The sequence below is a fragment of the Desulfoluna sp. HI9BLuna genome (assembly GCF_056829775.1).
Genome location: NZ_CP186555.1, coordinates 268,743 through 286,715, shown reverse-complemented (window position 1 = coordinate 286,715; position 17,973 = coordinate 268,743). Strand labels below are relative to the sequence as shown.

The following is a 17,973-nucleotide window of genomic DNA, read 5'->3' as shown; positions in this document are numbered from 1 at the left end:
TTTAGTTCTCCTTCGTCAGGGTTCGGAAGATGGACTCAAGGGTATTGGCTTCCATGGCGAAGTTCATGAGCACCCAGTCGGTCCCCTTGACGGCGTTGTACACGGCTTCCCGGCCGTCCTGCCCCTTTTTGAAGGTAACGGCAAGCTCGCAGCGGTTCTCTTTGCTCTGGGCTGCCTCCACCTTTGCCACGCTGCCGATGCCCTGGAACAGGGTCTTTGCCTCGTCGGCCGGGGCCCCTTTTACGTCCATCTTCAGGCAGGGGCCGCTGCCGTTGCCGCCGGTGCGGATTTCATCGGTGGTGCCGTCGGCCACGATTTTCCCCTTGTGGACAATGGCGATGCGGTCGCAGGTGGCCTCGGCTTCGCTCAGAATATGGGTGGAGAAGATTATGGTGCGGGTTTCCCCGATGTCCCGGATGATTTTTCGGATCTCCACGATCTGGTTGGGATCCAGCCCGGAGGTGGGCTCGTCCAGCACGAGGATCTCCGGGTCGCTGATCATGGCATAGGCCAGTCCCACCCGCTGCTTGAGGCCCTTGGAGAGGGCGCCGATGGGTTTGTCCATGATGTCCGTGAGGCTGCACAGGGCAGACATCTCCTTGATGCGTGCAAGGCGGTTTGCCTTGGGGATGCCTCGGACGTCCGCCGTGTAGCAAAGGAAGTCATACACCAGCATGTTGGGGTAGAGGGGAGCCGACTCCGGCAGGTAGCCGATGCGTTTTTTGAGCTCCAGGGGCTGGTTGGACACGGGCGTATCGTTGTAGTAGATCTCTCCGCTGGTGGGGCGGAAGTAGCCGGTGAGCATTTTAAGGGTGGTGGTCTTGCCGGCGCCGTTGGGGCCCAGAAGTCCTAAGATTTCCCCTTTGCGAATCTCCAGGCTGATGCCGTCCACCGCGCGGAATGCGCCGTAGTCTTTGGTGACATCGTCAACCCTGATCATGGATTCCTCCTTGAACAATAGCTTTTTAATATAAGGTGCTTTTTAATACACGGGCGTGGTGGGTTTGGATCCGGCCACCTGATGCGTGCCCGATTTGTCAGCCGGCTCAGGTTGAAAGGATGGTCGGTGCGCGGGGTTTAAAAAATCCGGTATTGAACGTGCCACCGGAAGGAATCTTCACGCCCGAAAAGGCCGGGTGACGGTTGCTGTGCAGCAATTTAAACAAAGTTTTTTTTACATATGGCAAAGGAAAATGCAAGGGGGAATATGCATGGAGGCAAGGGGGAGGGGCCGGTGGGCAGTTTTTTTCGTTTGGCGCATACCACCGGGACACCCAGTGGCATGTGAAGCAATCACTCTTTATGCTTTGGTGGTGCAATGAGGGGTTAGTGTACTTCCAGGGGATCTTGTGGGGGCGGGGGATTTTTGTCGTGACTCAAATTGCCTTCAATGCACAAAGTAAGCATGGAAAAGCCTGCCTCCGGCTGTGAGGAGGATGCACGACGGGTGTCGTAACTTTGATCCTTAACTAAGGCATTCGCTTGGGCGTGCTGAGTAAGGCCCCTTATTTGAATTATCTTAAGTCGGCCATTTCTGGTATGACCTTGTTTGTTGACCCGGCACTTGCGACAACGCCGCCATGCTGATCATGAATCTAATATAAGGGTGTTTCACATGCTGAGAATTATAGCTAAACTGCTTGCATTGTACGGTCGTAAAATAGGTCAAAGACATCCTCAGGGTAATGAACGTCGATGCCCCCATCCGGTGGCTGCCATGCGGCCGGAAACCATCCTGTTGGCGGCGGGATCCATGATGGATTATATCGATGGACACCCTGAGATTACCGGCTCTGTCAAAAAGAAGCTGGTGCAGCTGGATAAGGCAAGGCGGGTCTTGGAAGATGCCGAGATAGGGTATCGTCGAAGTTTTTCCCCCATTGAACTTACGTTTGAATCCGAAGCACAGTTTCAAGCGTTGCAGCCGCTGTTTCAGGAGTTGGCAGAGACCATCGGTGGGGTTACCCGGGAGGGGAGAACGGTCTTTGCCGGTAACCCCCGAAACGTGTGGGAATCCATTCTCTGTTCGGTCCCCAATCCGGGCATGTACCATGTTTTGGAGAACCTGGAGGAAGCGCCGGAAAATGTCTATTGTATCCACTATGGGGATATGTTTATCGAAGATATCGCCGATGAATTGTCCAGGCTGGATCGGTATCCTAATCTCCAGTCGTTGACTTTTTTTTCAAACGACATGCGGGAGAACGATCTCAGCGATATTCCCTTTGAAGGGCTGCAGCAGCTCAGGCACCTGGAATTGTCCGATAACCAGCTGTGTGACCTCTGGGAGACGATCTGCCGATTGCCAAACCTGGAATCTCTGGTGCTCTATGGCAACAGCCTTTCGCGGGTCTGGGATTACTACGGCGAAATGAAAAATTTGAAATACCTCAATGTGAGGCGCAACTGCTTTAACGACGAGGAGCTGGGCAAATTGAAAAAACTGCTTCCCCATTGCTTTATCGAAGCAGGCGATCAGCGTGAGTGGTAGGCGGCCCTGGCACCGAGAGCTCAGATTGGCCTGAAATGGCCGTATGTCATTGCGTTCCCGAAACCTGAGCTGCTTCATCACGGCGCGTCACAGAACACCAAAAAAGCCCCGGCAGGAAAGCTGCCGGGGCTTTTTGGTGTTGTGGTCATCGGCACGCCGTTTCTTAACGGCCTGTATGTCAAATTCAACTCACTAAATCGGGAAAAGCTTGGCCCCCGGCAGTGCAGCCGGAGGCCAGCTTTTTTCATTAAGCCTTCACCACCGTCACGGCACAGACCTTGAACTCCGGAATCTTGGAGTCCGGGTCCAGGGCGGCGTTGGTGAGCCGGTTGGCGGCGGCTTCGGCAAAGTGGAAGGGCAGAAAGACCGTCCCTTTTTCCATGCGGTCGGAGAGGTTCACCCGGGCTTTGATCTTCCCGCGTCGGGAGAAGATCAAAGCCATCTCACCGTGGGCAAGGTTTCTCTCCAGGGCGTCTTCCCGGCTCATCTCCACAAAGCATTCACTCACCTGCTGGTTCAGACCGCCCGATTTTCGGGTCATGGTGCCGGTGTGGTAGTGGTAGAGCACCCGGCCGGTGGTGAGGACCAGGGGGTAGTCGGCATCCGGGGTCTCTGCTGCCGGGGTAAAGGTCACGGGAAAGAAGATGCCTTTGCCCCTTGCAAAGCGCTCCACGTGGAGGCGCGGGGTGCCGGGGTGGTCTGCCGTGGGGCAGGGCCAGGGGATACCCTCGCCGTCGAGGCGTCCGTAGTTCAGTCCGGCAAAGGCAGGGGTGACAGAGGCGATCTCGTCAAAGATGGCGTCGGCCGATGGGTAGCTCATGTTGGTCCCCATGCGCCGGGCGATCTCGCAGGTGATCTCCCAATCCGAGGGCACGCCCTCGGGGCCGTCCACGGCTTTGCGCACGCGCTGCACGCGCCTTTCGGTGTTGGTGAAGGTGCCGTCTTTTTCCGCAAAGCAGAGGGCTGGGAGCACCACATCAGCGGCCTGGGCAGTCTCGGTCATAAAGATGTCCTGGACCACGAGGAAATCAAGATTGTGGAATGCTTTTTCCGCATGGTTCAGATCCGCTTCAGACACAAGGGGGTTTTCCCCGATCACATAAAGGGCCTTTAAACTCCCTTTGATGGCTGCGTCCACCATCTCTGTTGCGGTGAGGCCCGGCGTGCGGGAGAGGCCGGTGACGCCCCAGGCTTTTTCCATGGCAAGGGCGTGGGCTTCGTCGTGGACCTTTCGGTAGCCGGGATAGACGTCGGGCAGGCCTCCCATGTCGCAGGCACCCTGGACGTTGTTCTGTCCGCGCAGGGGGTTAACCCCGCCGCCTTCGATGCCGACGTTGCCGCAGACCATAGCCAGGTTGGCCAGGGCCTTTACGTTGTCCGTGCCCGTGGTGTGCTGGGTGATGCCCATGCAGTAGAGGATGCTCCCCTTTTCCATACCTGCGTAGACCAGGGCCGCCTGGACAAGCTGCTCTGCGGGAATTCCGGTGAGCTCTTCGACGTGTTCCGGGGTATAGGGGGCCACGGCCTCCCGTAAGGCGTCGATGCCTTCGGTACGCTTTTCGATGTAAGCCGCGTCTTCGAGTCCCTCTTCAAGGATCACGCGGATCATGCCGTTGATCCAGGCCAGGTCGCTGCCCGGGGCAGGGGCCAGGGAGAGGTGGGCGTGTTTTTTAAGCTCGATCCTCCTGGGATCTGCCACAATGAGCTTGGTTCCCCCGAATTTCACCGCGCGTTTCACGGCCGCGGCGATGACGGGGTGGGTCTCCGTGGTGTTGGAGCCCGCAACAAGGATGACATCTGCCTTCTCGATATCCGAGATGGGGTTTGTCATGGCACCGCTTCCGAATGCGGCGGCCAGACCGGCCACCGTAGAGGAATGTCATAATCGTGCGCAGTGATCTAAGTTGTTTGTTTTCAATACGGTGCGGGCAAATTTCTGGGCCACGTAGTTCTCTTCGTTGGTGACGCGGGCCGAGGTGAGGACCCCTGCGGCATCGCCGTGGGCCTCGGAGATCTCTTTGAGGCGCCTGGCCGTGAGATCCAGGGCCTCGGTCCAGGTGGCTTCCCGGAATGTTCCGTTTTCTTTAATGAGGGGCGTGGTGAGGCGCTCATCCGAGCCGATGAAGTCAAAGCCGTAGCGTCCCTTGACGCAGAGGCTCCCAAAGTTGGGTGCGCTCTCTTCGACGCCGGTGATGCGGGTGACCTTACCTGCTTTGGCGTGGATATCGATCTGGCATCCCACCCCGCAGTAACCGCAGGTTGATCGCGTTTTTGTCTCGTCCCAGGGCTTTCCTCTGTAGACCACATTCTTCTCGGTTAAGGCGCCCACGGGGCAGGCCTGGACGCAGGACCCGCAGAAGACGCAGGACGAGTCCTTCAGGGGCTGGTCGATGCCCGCCACGATTTTGGCCCCAATGCCCCTGAAGCCCAGGTCGATGGCTTCGTTGACCTGGACGTCGTTGCAGGCCTGGACGCAGGAGCCGCAGAGAATGCACTTGTTGAAGTCCCGGATGATGAAGGGGTTGACCTCTTCAATGCCGTGGGGGGATTTGTGGGCTGAAAACGTTTCTTTTAGGGGCTCCTTGGGCATGAAGCGGGTCTTGTCGGCTTCCATGTCCGTGGCGTAGCGCCTCAGGTCGCACCCTGATACATCCTGGCAGCCGCATTCAAGGCAGCGACCGGTTTCGGCCAGGAGGTTCTCTTCTGTGAATCCCAGCTCCACCTCGGTGAAGCTCTCCGCCCGGGTCTCGGGGTCGGCTTTTTCGATGTGGCGGCGGGGAAGGAGGGGTTTTCCCTTGAGGTCGTCGGCGGAAAGGGCCCCGAAGTCTTCCTTTTTTACGTGAAAGCCCAGGCGGTCTTCGGCCTTGGCTGCGCGCCCTGAGAGGAGGCGGTCCATGGCAAAGGCGGCTTTGCGGCCGTGGGCCACCGCTTCAATGATGACGCTGGGACCGGTGACGGCATCGCCCCCGGCGTAGACCCCTTCCATGTTGGTGGAGAAGAGGGCGCCGTCCGCGTCGATGGAGTTCCACCGGGTGAGGCCGATACCGCCAAGGAAGTCCGTGACCACCTTCTGGCCGATGGCTTCGATGACATGGTCGGCGTGTTCGGTGTACTCGCTGTTTTCCATGACAACGGGGCGTCGTCGGCCGCTGGCGTCGGGTTCACCGAGTTCCATCTTCACGAAGGTGACCCCGTTAAGGCGTCCGTTTTCCCCTGTGTAGGCCACGGGGTTGGTGAGGATGCGGATTTCGATTTTTTCTTCCTTGGCGTCCTCGATCTCCTCGATGGCTGCGGGCATCTCTTTTTCGGTGCGGCGGTAGATGATGGTCACCTTGTCCGCTCCGTAGCGCAGGGCGGTTCTGGCCGCGTCGATGGCGGTGTTGCCGCCGCCCACCACAAAGACGTTTCCGCTGAGTTTTTTGGCCGTGCCCAGGTTGACCTCCCGGAGAAAGTCCACACCCTGCATGACCCCGGAAAGGTCGCCGCCGGTGGTGCCCATGGACGAGCCCACCTGGGCCCCGTGGCCGATGAAGACGGCGTCGAAATCTTCCCGCAGCTCGGCAAGGGTAAAATCGCGGCCCAGGGCCACGTTGTAGCGCACCTCCACGCCCATGGCGAAGATGGCGTCGATTTCGGCCCGAAGGTCTTTTTTGGGGAGGCGGTACTCGGGGATGCCGTAACGCATCATGCCGCCGGGCTCGGGCATGGCCTCGAACATGATCACCCGGTGTCCGGCAAGGCGCAGGAAGTAGGCGGCGGAGAGCCCGGCAGGGCCGGTGCCGATGATGGCCACGGAGCGGCCCGTTGCCTTGCCCGGCTCAGGGACGTAGATATCGCCTAAAGCCAGCTCACGGTCGGCCACAAACCGTTTGATGTTTTTGATGTCCACGGGCTCGTCCATGAGGTTCCGGCGGCAGGCGCTTTCGCAGGGCTTGGCGCACACCCTGCCGCAGACGATGGGCAGGGGGTTGGTCTCCTTCATGAGTTTGACCGCCTCTTTGTAGAGGCCGCGCTTGGCAAGGGCCACATAGCCCTGGATGTCCACGTTGGCCGGGCAGACCAGGCGGCAGGGGGCGTAGCAGTCGGCCGTGTGGCGACCGAGGAGGAGCTCCAGGTTGGTCTTCCGGGATCGTTTGACCGCATCGGTCTCGGTGCGGACCACCATGCCGTCGGCAACGGGGGTGGCGCAGGTGCGTCGAAGGGCGGGGGCGCCTTCCACTTCGGCCACGCAGAGGGAGCAGGCCCCAAAGGGAGCAGTCTTCTCCACATGGCAAAGGGTTGGGATATCGGCAATGCGGTGCTCTCGGATTACATCGAGCAGGGTCTTGGACTCATCGGCTTCTACGTGGACGCCGTTGATGGTTAACTTGGCCATACATCACTCCGTGCCGGAAGGTCTCGGACCGGCGGAAACATTCAGATAACAAATGGGTATATAAACAAATGGGCGTCATCCGAAAGGGGTGACGCCCCGGTCTGTCGTTTGGTGCGATGGGCTTCCACAAGGGGCACGCAGCCCCGGGCACGGAATCATCTGTTGAATCCCTGAACCGGGGTTTCGGGGCCGAACAGCGGCCACCTGTGAGCACCAGATCGCTTCTATATTCTGTGTTGAAGACCCACAGCCTACATGAAACCGCCTCCTGCGGCAAGGCGCAGGAGGTCGGATTATGAAGGTCATGGGTTGAGGGGCATGGGGCTTCGGTTTATTCTACCTGTCGCCTGCAAGGTCTCAGGTTTCTCCCAGGCCTCCGGGAGCCGGGGCGATGCGCACCGCACACACCTTGAACTCCGGGATCTTGGATACCGGATCCAGCTTGGCGTTGGTCAGGCGGTTGGCGGCAGCCTCGGCAAAGTGGAAGGGGATAAAGACCGTCCCTTTGCCCATGCGGCGGCTGACCTTGACCTTGGCGGTGATCTCTCCCCGCCGGGAGGTGATGGTGGCCATGGTGCCGTCGGCAAGGCCGAGGGCTTTGGCGTCGGTGCCCTCCATCTCCACGAAGCACTCTGGTGAGCGTTCGTTGAGCCCCTTGGATTTTCGGGTCATGGTGCCGGTGTGGTAGTGGTACAGGACCCGGCCGGTGGTCAGGGCCAGGGGATACTCCTCGTCCGTGACCTCAGCGGGCGGTGTCCACGCGATGGGGTGGAAGGTGCCTTTGCCCTTGGCAAAGGTCCCGACGTGGAGGCGGGGCGTGCCCGGATGGTCTGCCGTGGGACAGGGCCAGGGGATGCCCTCCTTTTCAATGCGGGGGTAGGAGAGGCCGGAGAAGGTCGGGGTTACGGTGGCCAGCTCGTTGAAAATGGCTTCGGCGGACCCAAAGCCCATCTCCTCTCCCATGCGCCGGGCGATGTCGCAGATAATCTGCCAGTCCGTGGAGACCCCCTGGGGGCCGTCCACGGCTTTGTGCACCCGCTGCACGCGGCGTTCCGTGTTGGTAAAGGTCCCCTCTTTTTCGGCAAAGCACAGGGCCGGAAGGACCACGTCGGCGGCCCGGGCGGTTTCGGACATGAAGATGTCCTGAACCACGAGGAACTCCAGGTTGCCGAATCCTTTTTCCGTGTGGGTGAGGTCGGCCTCGGAGACCAGGGGGTTTTCGCCGATGACGTACAGGGCTTTGAGGTCGCCCTTGATGGCCGCGTCCACCATCTCCGTGGCGGTGAGGCCGGGGATGCGGGAGAGGCCGGTGACGCCCCAGGCTTTCTCCATGGTCTGGGCGTGGGCCTCTTCATGGACTTTTCTGTAGCCGGGGTAGACGTCGGGCAGGCCCCCCATGTCGCAGGCGCCCTGCACGTTGTTCTGGCCGCGCAGCGGGTTGACCCCGCCGCCTTCAATGCCCACGTTGCCGCAGAGCATGGCCAGGTTGGCCAGGGCTTTTACGGCATCGGTGCCGTTGACGTGCTGGGTGATGCCCATGCAATAGAGGATGGAGCCCTTTTCCGCGCTGGCGTAGAGACGCGCCGCGGCAACCAGGGTCTCTTTGGGGATGCCGGTGATGGTTTCCACGTAGTCCGGGGTGAAGGGAGCCACGGATTTGGCCATGGCGTCAAAGCCCTCGGTGCGCTCCAGGATGTAGCGCTTGTCCTGAAGTCCTTCCTCAAGGATCACGTGGATCATGCCGTTGATCCAGGCAATATCACCGCCGGGCCTGGGGGCCATGGAGAGGTGGGCGTGTTGTTTCAGGGTGATCTCGCGGGGGTCTGCCACAATGAGCTTTTTCCCGCCGAATTTGGCGGCCCGTTTCACGGCCGCCGCGATGACGGGGTGGGTCTCCGTGGTGTTGGAGCCCGTCACGAGGATCACATCGGCCTTATCAATGTCCGAGATGGGGTTTGTCATGGCACCGCTGCCGAGGGAGGCGGCCAGACCGGCCACCGTGGAGCTGTGTCATAATCGTGCGCAGTGATCGATGTTGTTCGTTTTCAGCACCGTGCGGGTGAACTTCTGGGCCACGTAGTTCTCTTCATTTGTGATGCGGGCGGACGTGAGGACCCCCACGGCATCTGCGTGGGCACCGGCGATCTCTTTGAGGCGCCTGGCCGTAAGGTCCAAAGCCTCGTCCCAGGAGGCCTCCCGGAACGCTCCGTCCTCTTTGATGAGGGGGGTGGTGAGGCGACGATCCGAGGCGATGAAGTCAAACCCGTACCGCCCCTTGACGCAGAGGCTCCCGAAGTTGGGGGCGGCGTCTTCGCAGCCGGTGACGTGCCAGACCCGGTTGTTTTTGACGTGGAGGTTCACCTGGCAGCCCACCCCGCAGTAGGAGCAGGTGGTCCGGACGGCATCGGTCTCTGAGAGGCGCGGCACCATGCGGGCGTCCCTGGGCACCAGGGCCGCCACCGGGCAGGCCTGGACGCACTCCCCGCAGAAGACGCAGTCCGAGTCCTTCAGGGGCAGGTCGCCTTTGGTGATGATCTTGGTGCGGGCGCCCCGGTAGCCGAAGTCGATGGCTTCGTTCACCTGGACCTCGTTGCAGGCCTGGACGCAGCGCCCGCAGAGGATGCACTTGGAAAAATCCCTCAGGATAAAGGGGTTCACCGCTTCCATGGGGTAGGTGACCCCGGTGTCTTTAAAAGCGGTCCCCTTGACCTTGTAACGGAAGGCGAGCTCCTGGAGGCGGCAGGCGCCGGATGAGGGGCATACCAGGCAGTCGTCGTGGCGGCCCGAGGAGAGCATCAGCTCAATGGTCATGCGCCGTGAGCGGATGATCTCGGGGGTCTCGGTGCGCACCGTCATGCCGTCTTCCACCGGAACGGTGCAGGCGGTCAGGAGGGTGCGGGCGCCTTTGACCTCCACCATGCAGATGCGGCAGGCCCCGGTGGGTGTGCTCCCCTTGAGGTGGCAGAGGGTGGGGATATCAATGTGGTTGCGTCGGGCAACGTCAAGGATGGTCTCTCCCTCGGTAAAGGGAAGGGGGGTCTCGTCGATGACGACTCTCTTCTCTTTGTGTTCCATCTCCAAAATCTCACCTTCTGTTATGCATTAGTCGATGGCGTCAAAGGGGCATTTGTCGTAGCAGCTCATGCACTGCACGCATTTGTCCGTGTCGATGACGGCCACCTCTTTTTTCTGCCAGGCAATGGCATCCGCCGGACAGGCCTTGTAACAGAGACCGCATTTCTTGCATTTGTCGGGGTCCACGGTGAACTTGAGGAGAGCCTGGCAGGTTTTTGCCGGGCAGCGCTTTTCGAAGATGTGGGCCTTGTACTCGTCCATGAAGAAACGCATGGTGGAGAGCACGGGGTTGGCGGCGGTCTGGCCGAGACCGCAGAGGGCAGAGTTGCTGGCCACTTCGCTGAGTTCTTCCAGGGCTTTGAGGTCGCTCTCCTCCCCCTTACCTTCGCAGATTTTTTCCAGTATCTCAAGGATCCTGCGGGTGCCCTCCCGGCACGGGGTGCATTTGCCACAGGACTCCTCCTGGATGAAATCCATGAAGAAGCGGGCCATGTCCACCATGCAGGTGCGGTCGTCCATGACGATGGCGCCGCCCGAGCCCATGATGGCTCCCACCTTGGCGATCTCTTCATAGTCGATGGGGGTGTCCAGATGCTGCTCGGGAACGCAGCCGCCGGAGGGGCCGCCCAGCTGGACCGCCTTAAATTTGCGCTTGTTGGGGATGCCGCCGCCGATGTCGTAGACCAGGGTGCGGATGGGAAGGCCCATGGGTACTTCCACGAGGCCGATGTTGTTGACATCGCCGGAGAGGGCAAAGACCTTGGTTCCCTTGCTTTTTTCTGTGCCCACCGAGGCGTACCATTCGCCCCCTTTCATGATGATCTGGGGCACGTTGGCGAAGGTCTCCACGTTGTTCAAGATGGTGGGCTTGTCCCAGAGGCCTTTCTGTGCGGGGAAGGGGGGACGGGGGCGGGGCATGCCGCGCTTGCCCTCGATGGAGCGCATCAGGGCGGTCTCCTCGCCGCAGACAAAGGCGCCTGCACCCTGGTAAATTTCGATGTCGAAGTTGAATCCCGATCCCAGGATATCGTCTCCCAGCAGGCCGTACTCCTTGGCCTGGGCAATGGCGATCTCCAGGCGGTGGATGGCCAGCTGGTACTCGGTGCGGCAGTAGATGTAACCCTTGCTGGCGCCGATGGCCTTGGCCGCGATGGTCATTCCTTCCAGGACCACGTGGGGGTCGGATTCCAGGATGCTTCGGTCCATGAAGGCGCCCGGGTCCCCTTCGTCGGCGTTGCAGAGGACGTATTTTTCATCCCCGATGCTGGAGTTGGCGAATTTCCACTTGAGACCCGTGGGGAAACCGGCGCCTCCGCGGCCCCTGAGGCCGGAGGTGAGCATCTCTTCGATGATCTCCTCGGGTTTCATTTCGTTCAGGGCCTTGGCCGAACCAAAGTAGCCCTCCCGTGCGATGTATTCGTCGATGACCTCCGGGTCGATGGCCCCTTTGTTTTTCATGGCCCGGTAGACCTGGTTGGAGAAGAAGGGGATGTCGTCGATATGGGGGATCTTCTCCTTGCTCATGTGCTCTTTGAAGAAGAGACGGGGGACGGGGCGGCCTTTGAGGAAGTGCTCCTCCACCAGCTCGGGAACATCGTCCACGGACAGTTTCTGGTAGAAAATTCCTTCGGGTTGAACCAGCATCACGGGGCCCACGGCGCAGAAGCCGTTGCAGCCGGTCTCCACCACTTTTATTTCGTCTGCGAGCCCGCGGTTGATCAGCTCGGCGTTGAGCGCTTCCTGGAAAGGCTTGCTGCCGGTGGCGTGGCATCCCGTGCCGCCGCACAGCATCAGCTGCATTCTTGTTTTACTCATCTCTTTCTCCTGGGTTGGAATCGCTTGTGAAGGCCCTGGGGCCCTTGTGGACGTTTGCCTTCACGGTATGGATGACAGGGGCGTCATGCAGTTTGGGTTCTTTGGCCTGTCGTCGGCAGGGGCTGCCCGGTCAGGCCGTTCGACGCGATACGGTTACTTGTATTCCTCCAAGATTCCCGTGACATCTTTGGGGTCAACGTTGCCGTGGATGTCCTCATTGACGATCATGACAGGGGCGAGGCCGCAGGCACCCAGGCAGCGGACACCCTCCAGGGTGAAACGGCGGTCCTCCATGGTTTCGCCTTCGGAAACGCCGTATTTGTTGCCGATATGGTTCATGACCTCCTTGATGCCTTTGACATAACATGCTGTGCCGGTGCAGGCTTTAATGATATTTCGCCCTTTGGGTTTCAGGGAGAAAAGAGAGTAAAACGTGGCCACACCGAAAACCTGGCTCGATGCCAGGCCCAGGCCCTGGGCAATGTAATCAAGAAGGATGGGTGGAAGGTAGCCTACGGTATCCTGGCAGAGGCGCAGGACGGTGATAAGCGAACCGGGAACGGGGCTGTTCTCATCAAGGATGGTGTCGATGCGGGTCCACATCTCAGCGGTGATATCCGGATGCTCGGGATGGTGATCCATAGCCATGGGCAAGTCTCCAAGCCGAAGAACCGTGCTCTTCGATTACGTGTGATTTAGTAAGGTTGTCATATGATGACTGTGGTTTACGGTATGAACGCCGTTCAGGGCATTCAATGTCATTTATTATGTATCATTAAAGATGAATAATTGCTTGTCGAGGAGAATGCAAGGGAAAATTGGAATTGGCATTAGAAATTGAATACCTTTCGGGGAATTACTTTCCATTGACAGTGGTAGGTCAATGAAATATAGGATGAAAGGTCATTCCTCCGGACCTGTTGCGTCTGACCGTCCTTCTTTTTTGTTCTGTTAGTGAATGATCCGATTGAGATGCCGGGGGGCCTCTTGTCTTCCCTCTGCCGGCCTGGACTTGGCTGCTGTTTCAAGGTGAAACGGCGTTTAATATGGGCATCCCGGTTTATCGGGGTGCCTCCCACGACAGATCAACCGGGGTCGAACCATGAAACTTGCCGATATCGTCGATGTGCTGGATGCGACACTGCTTTCGGGCGAGCAGCATCTGGACAGGGAGTTTGAGATTTGCCGGGGCAGCGACCTCATGAGCGACATCCTGGCCTATTTTGCGGACGGGGGCGTTGTGCTGACGGGCCTGCCCACAAAGCAGGCCGTGCGCACAGCCGCCGTGTCCGGCGTGGGGGGCCTCGTGTTCGTGCGGGGAAAGCAGCCCGCAGGAGACGTGGTGGCCCTGGCGCAAAAAGAGGAGATTCCCTTGATGATTACCCGGCTTTCCATGTTTGTGGCCTGCGGCAGGCTCTACTCAAGCGGCATGGCGGGGCACAACGGGGAGCGATAGATCTACGCCGGATATTTCAAAAACCTGATTTTTTCGGGTAACAGCTTGTAATGATCTCGTATTGTCTTGATGTGGCCGTTTTCTCATGAAATATTCGGGCTACAGTGTTTGCAACAGGGGCCGGGCCTGCCTGGGAAAGGCGGGGTGGGCCGTCCCCGCATGTGTTTTCGAGGGTGTGTCATAGATGAAGGCTTTTTTGGAGTTATGCAACTATGAATCGACTCAGACGGACCTATGCGGTGCGGTACGGGGATTTCAACCACGCCGGTGAAGCGTCCATCCATGTGAAGAACACGTTGAAGTCTCTTAATTTCCGCCCGGAGCTGGTCAGGCGGGTCTCCATCTGCGGCTATGAGGCGGAGATGAACCTGGTGATGCACGGGGGAGACGGGGTGCTGAAGGTGGTGATTTCGCCCCAGGAGATTCGGCTGGATGTGGAAGACTCGGGGCCGGGGATTGAAAATACCGAGCTGGCCATGCAGGAGGGATACTCCACGGCCAGCGACGCCTTTCGCGAAATGGGATTTGGCGCCGGCATGGGGTTGCCCAACATGAAGCGAAACTCCGACGACATTGTGGTGGACTCCGTGCCGGGCCGGGGGACGGCCGTGACCATGCGGTTCACCGTCGGCGGAGGGGAACCATGAGCACCGAACATGCCGGGGCCGCGGGTTGCTACGTCAGCTTTGATGCGACGTTGTGCGACGGGTGCACGCGGTGCGTCAGGGGGTGCCCCACCAAGGCCCTGCGCGTCCGGAACGGCAAGGTCGTGCACAAGCAGGAGGCGTGCATCGGCTGCGGCAACTGCCTGAGGATCTGCCCCATGGGCGCCGTCCGTGCCGCCACCACCGAGCTGACGAGACTGAAAAAGAGCCACATCTCCGTGGCCCTTGTGACACCCATCCTCTACGCCCAGTTTCCCGGCGTCCTCCCCAAAGATATCTTAAAGGGCCTCAAGCGCCTCGGGTTTCACCACACCGTGGACATGTCCTATTTTTTCGAGATGTTCCAGTTTGCCACCGAAGAGTTTGTCCGCCAGAATCGGCGCACCGGCGAGGCTCCCTGGCCCCTGATTTCGCCTGTCTGCCCCGTGGTGCTGCGCCTGATTCACGCCCGATTTCCGAGCCTGATCCCCCACATCCATCCCATCAAGCGCCCCGTGGCCATCATGGCCAAAAAGGTGACCCGCATCCTGAGCAAGCATTACGGGGTCAACGAGGGGTTCATCAACATGGTCTACATCAACCCCTGCCCCACGAAAAAGGGGGACGACCCCGCGTTGCCGGATCAGAGCTTTACCAATGACGGCCCATACGCTATGGGTATCTGTGATATCTATTCCCGACTGGCAAAAGAGGTGGAACATGTGCGAAACATTGAGGCCATCCCCATGGCCTTTGCCAGTTACGAATTCGAGCAGTGCACCTCCGGCGACGGCCTTCTCTGGGGCATGAGCGGGGGGGAGACCGTGGCCTCGGATATCGAAAAATCCCTGTCTGTCTCCGGGCTGGAAGAGACCGTGAGCATGCTTGAGAAAATTGAGATGGGCCTGTTTCGCGACACGGAGTACATCGAGCTTCGCGCCTGCACCGAAGGGTGCATCGGCGGTGCCCTGACAGCCATCGATAAATACCTGGCCAAGAGCGCCAGCCTTCGGATGATTAACCTTCTGGGCACGGGCAAGCGCCTCAACCGGGATCGCATCAACAGGCTCTACGAAAAAGAGTGGTTTTTTTCCAAGCGTTCGGAGCAGAAGGGGAGCGAAGGGGACGGGTTTACCGGCACCCCCTTTACCATTGAGGAGATGCGAAAGATCGACGGGTTGATCCAGCTGATCAACGGCCGGGACTGCGCTGCCTGCGGCGCCCCGGACTGCCGCACCTTTGCAGAGGACGTGGTGCGTGGTGAAGTGCCCGTGGATGCCTGCCTGCTGCTTCGGGCCAGGGGCATGACAGGCGAGCAGGTGATGACATTTATCAACAGCAAGGAGTGCGGGCATGCGTGTCAGGGACTTGGTTGAACGATACGGCCTGGAAGTTGTGGCCGGAGAAAAAGGATTGGACCGGGAGGTTCGGTTCGGATATTGCGGCGACCTGTTAAGTGAAGTGATCGCCCACGCAGGCCAGGCCTCGGTCTGGATCACCGTGCAGGGGCACCAGAACATCGTGGCCGTGGCTGTTCTCCGTGAGTTTGCGGCGGTGGTCATCGCCTCGGGAAATGCCCCCGACAAAGAGACCTGTGCCAAGGCCGAAGCCGAAGGCATCCCGCTTCTCACCTGGAAGGGCAATGCCTACGAGCTTGCCGGACAACTTTACAGCGAAGGGCTCGGCTGCCCATGAGGCGCGTAACCGCCGACCTGCATATCCACACCTGCCTGTCGCCCTGTGGGGATCTCTCCATGGATCCCAAGCGGGTGGTGGACAGGGCATTACGGGCGGGGCTCGACCTCATCGCCATCTGCGATCACAACAGCACGGGCAATTGCGCCGCCGTGATGGAAGCTGCCCGGGGAGAAAAACTCTGCGTGCTTCCCGGCTGCGAGATCTGCACGGCCGAAGAGGTCCATGTGGTGGCTTTGTTTGAAGGCCTTGAAGAGGCCCGCGGGTTTCAGGGGTACCTGGATGCCCACCTGTCGGGGACCAACACCCCGGAGGTGTTCGGGTACCAGATTGAAGCCGACGCCGAGGGCCGGTTTACCGAGGAGTGCACCGATTTGCTCATGGGCGCCCTGGACCAGGGGCTAAGGGAGGTGGCGGAGGCGGTGCGAAGATCAGGCGGGCTGGTGATCTGTGCCCACATCGATCGGCCCAGTTTTTCCGTGATCTCCCAGCTCGGTTTTATGCCCCCCGATTTTGCCCCGGACGCCGTGGAGGTGACACTGCCCGGCATTCACGGAGGCTTTGATCTTGCCCAGGCCGCCGGGTTTCCTGTGGTGACGGCCTCAGATGCCCACTACCCCGAGGATGTGGGGCGCTGGATCACCTTGTTGGACGTGGAAGCACCGACCTTTGCCGAGCTCTCCATGGCCCTTCGCGGGGAGGCCGGACGGGCCGTGCAAGGCTTTGAAGGGCAGCAATGTGTGGCGTCATCGTGGAGGTCTGCGTGAGAGAGATCTCCCTGCACATTCTGGACGTGGTGGAAAACGGCATCGCCGCAGGGGGCAACCTGATGACCCTTGTGGTGGATGAGGATGTTGAAAACAACTGGCTGTCCATCACCATGTCGGACAACGGTAAGGGGCTTTCGCCCGAGCAGCAGGCAAAGGTGGCGGATCCCTTTTTTACCTCCCGCACCACCCGGCGCGTGGGCATGGGGCTCTCCTTGCTCCAGGCCGCGGCCGAACGGTGTGACGGGCGTTTTTCCTTTGCCTCCGAGGAGGGAAAAGGCTCCCGTGTTTTCTGCTCCTTTGTGTATGATCATATCGACCGGGCCCCCTTGGGGGATATGGCCATGACCATGGAAGTTCTCATGGCCGGGTACCCGGAGGTGGATTTTCTCTATCGCCACCTGTACAATGGGCGCGAATTTCTGTTTGACACGCGAACCATTCGGCAGGAGCTGGAAGGGATCCCCTTAAATGAACCCGCCGTGCTCAGGCACTTGAAAGCCGGTATCGAAGAGGAACTTGAAACCCTCAGAACTGAACGGGCAGATGATAGATGACGGGCCATGGCCAGGACGCATGGTTCCCTGGCCCCAATGATCTATGATCTGAACCCTATGACCTACATTACCTACGATTATCCTATTGGGAAGGAGACGTTGATATGGCAAAGCTCTCTGTTGCAGACCTCAAAGCACTCAAAGAAAAAGTATCCAAGGATATTTCACTTCGTGAAGGAAAGGCCAGGGTGCTTGTGACGGTGCACATGGGGACCTGCGGCATCGCTTCCGGTGCCCGGGCCGTCATGGATGCCCTGATGGAAGAGATGGACGCGTGCGATCGAAGCGACATCCGCGTGATGGCCGCAGGCTGCCTGGGCATGTGCAGCAGTGAGCCCAACGTCACCGTGGAGATCGACGGGGAACAGCCCGTGGCGTATCAGTTCATGGACGCCAACAAGATGAGGCAGGTGTTTAAGCGCCACGTGATCCTGGGGGAGGTGCAGTCCGATTTTGCCATGGCGACGATGTAGCTGTCGGCAAGGGATTTTCAACGAGAGTTTGCCTCCGGCGGCCCTGCCGGAGACAAACGGACTCGTGACAAGTGACAAGAGAATCCGTCGATGAGGCGGCATGGCTTCAGTGTGGCCGTGCCGCCTTTTTTGTGGGATGAAGCGACGCAAAGGGCCATTGCCCTTAAAACGCCTTTTCCATCATGGCCTTACCCACCGGGAGGTTGCCCTGGCGGCGATACCGTGTCCGTGGTCGAAGACGATCCCTTCCACGGCTGCCTCACCCTGCTTCCCGAAATCGGTCACACAGCCCTTTCCTTTGAGGGTGCCTGTGTTGAAAAGGGGAGAGGGAAAGACAACGCGCATGTTGCTCATGGTAAAGCCCGGCCCGAGATACACCCGGGCCGTCCGGTTCATCAATTCGTCCAGTACGGCTACAAGGAGACCGCTTGTGATCAGTTTGCCGTGGCCGCACATGGCTTCCGGTATCTGGGCGACTGCGACCACGGCCGACTCTCCGGCGCAGGAGAGCAAGCGGAACCCGCATGGGCCGTGGGCCATGTGGGGCCGATGATTTACCTCGCCGCTGGACGTGTCAAAGGGTTGCATCGTTTTGAGTCCCCTTATTAATAAGGCATGTGAGGTG

General features: G+C 59.6%; 13 protein-coding genes and 2 pseudogenes. 8 read left to right on the top strand and 7 right to left on the bottom strand.

Annotation, left to right across the window (positions count from 1 at the left end):
* Window position 1 precedes the first annotated feature (1 nt).
* A complete protein-coding gene (locus ACOYW0_RS00935; RefSeq protein ID WP_482416723.1) occupies window positions 2-940 on the bottom strand; it encodes an ABC transporter ATP-binding protein in 939 nt (312 codons plus the stop codon).
* A gap of 675 nt (window positions 941-1,615) precedes the next feature.
* On the opposite strand from ACOYW0_RS00935, the gene ACOYW0_RS00930 reads away from it, so the two are divergent.
* Entirely contained in the window at window positions 1,616-2,491 is an 876-nt protein-coding gene (locus ACOYW0_RS00930; RefSeq protein WP_482416722.1) for a leucine-rich repeat domain-containing protein, read from the top strand.
* A 247-nt stretch (window positions 2,492-2,738) separates the two neighbouring features.
* Here ACOYW0_RS00930 and fdhF (ACOYW0_RS00925) read toward each other — a convergent pair.
* The 5 genes and pseudogenes from fdhF (ACOYW0_RS00925) to ACOYW0_RS00905 form a co-directional block, all read right to left on the bottom strand.
* Window positions 2,739-5,015 (bottom strand): annotated as a pseudogene (gene fdhF, locus ACOYW0_RS00925) (formate dehydrogenase subunit alpha); the annotation flags it as partial.
* 402 nt (window positions 5,016-5,417) lie between these two features.
* Window positions 5,418-6,866: pseudogene (locus ACOYW0_RS00920) on the bottom strand (FAD-dependent oxidoreductase); the annotation flags it as partial.
* A 357-nt stretch (window positions 6,867-7,223) separates the two neighbouring features.
* Complete coding sequence (fdhF, locus tag ACOYW0_RS00915) at window positions 7,224-9,941, bottom strand: formate dehydrogenase subunit alpha (RefSeq protein WP_482416721.1); 2,718 nt, start codon at window positions 9,939-9,941, stop codon at window positions 7,224-7,226.
* Window positions 9,942-9,968: 27 nt separating this feature from the next.
* The gene (gene nuoF / locus ACOYW0_RS00910) at window positions 9,969-11,756 is read right to left on the bottom strand and encodes an NADH-quinone oxidoreductase subunit NuoF (protein WP_482416720.1); all 1,788 of its coding nucleotides are present in this window, start codon (window positions 11,754-11,756) and stop codon (window positions 9,969-9,971) included.
* A 153-nt stretch (window positions 11,757-11,909) separates the two neighbouring features.
* Complete coding sequence (locus ACOYW0_RS00905; RefSeq protein ID WP_180140939.1) at window positions 11,910-12,404, bottom strand: NADH-quinone oxidoreductase subunit NuoE family protein; 495 nt, start codon at window positions 12,402-12,404, stop codon at window positions 11,910-11,912.
* A gap of 454 nt (window positions 12,405-12,858) precedes the next feature.
* On the opposite strand from ACOYW0_RS00905, the gene ACOYW0_RS00900 reads away from it, so the two are divergent.
* From ACOYW0_RS00900 to ACOYW0_RS00870, 7 genes are all read left to right on the top strand, one after another.
* A complete protein-coding gene (locus ACOYW0_RS00900; protein ID WP_482416719.1) occupies window positions 12,859-13,212 on the top strand; it encodes a DRTGG domain-containing protein in 354 nt (117 codons plus the stop codon).
* A gap of 212 nt (window positions 13,213-13,424) precedes the next feature.
* Window positions 13,425-13,859 carry an ATP-binding protein gene (locus ACOYW0_RS00895; protein WP_180140943.1) on the top strand — a complete coding sequence of 145 codons (435 nt, stop codon included), beginning with the start codon at window positions 13,425-13,427 and terminating at the stop codon, window positions 13,857-13,859.
* Window positions 13,856-15,232: a [Fe-Fe] hydrogenase large subunit C-terminal domain-containing protein gene (locus ACOYW0_RS00890; RefSeq protein ID WP_482416718.1), complete on the top strand. Its 1,377-nt coding sequence runs from the start codon at window positions 13,856-13,858 to the stop codon at window positions 15,230-15,232. The genes ACOYW0_RS00895 and ACOYW0_RS00890 overlap by 4 nt, the downstream gene beginning before the upstream one ends.
* Window positions 15,210-15,551, top strand: coding sequence for a DRTGG domain-containing protein (locus ACOYW0_RS00885; protein ID WP_482416717.1), 342 nt, complete (start codon window positions 15,210-15,212; stop codon window positions 15,549-15,551). Before ACOYW0_RS00890 ends, ACOYW0_RS00885 begins: the two co-directional genes overlap by 23 nt.
* Complete coding sequence (locus tag ACOYW0_RS00880; RefSeq protein WP_482416716.1) at window positions 15,548-16,318, top strand: PHP domain-containing protein; 771 nt, start codon at window positions 15,548-15,550, stop codon at window positions 16,316-16,318. Before ACOYW0_RS00885 ends, ACOYW0_RS00880 begins: the two co-directional genes overlap by 4 nt.
* Window positions 16,315-16,875, top strand: coding sequence for an ATP-binding protein (locus ACOYW0_RS00875; protein ID WP_482416715.1), 561 nt, complete (start codon window positions 16,315-16,317; stop codon window positions 16,873-16,875). Before ACOYW0_RS00880 ends, ACOYW0_RS00875 begins: the two co-directional genes overlap by 4 nt.
* A gap of 104 nt (window positions 16,876-16,979) precedes the next feature.
* The gene (locus ACOYW0_RS00870) at window positions 16,980-17,348 is read left to right on the top strand and encodes a (2Fe-2S) ferredoxin domain-containing protein (RefSeq protein ID WP_180140954.1); all 369 of its coding nucleotides are present in this window, start codon (window positions 16,980-16,982) and stop codon (window positions 17,346-17,348) included.
* A gap of 180 nt (window positions 17,349-17,528) precedes the next feature.
* On the opposite strand, the gene ACOYW0_RS00865 is transcribed toward ACOYW0_RS00870, so the two are convergent.
* Window positions 17,529-17,936: a hypothetical protein gene (locus tag ACOYW0_RS00865; RefSeq protein ID WP_482416714.1), complete on the bottom strand. Its 408-nt coding sequence runs from the start codon at window positions 17,934-17,936 to the stop codon at window positions 17,529-17,531.
* Between the last annotated feature and the right edge of the window lie 37 nt (window positions 17,937-17,973).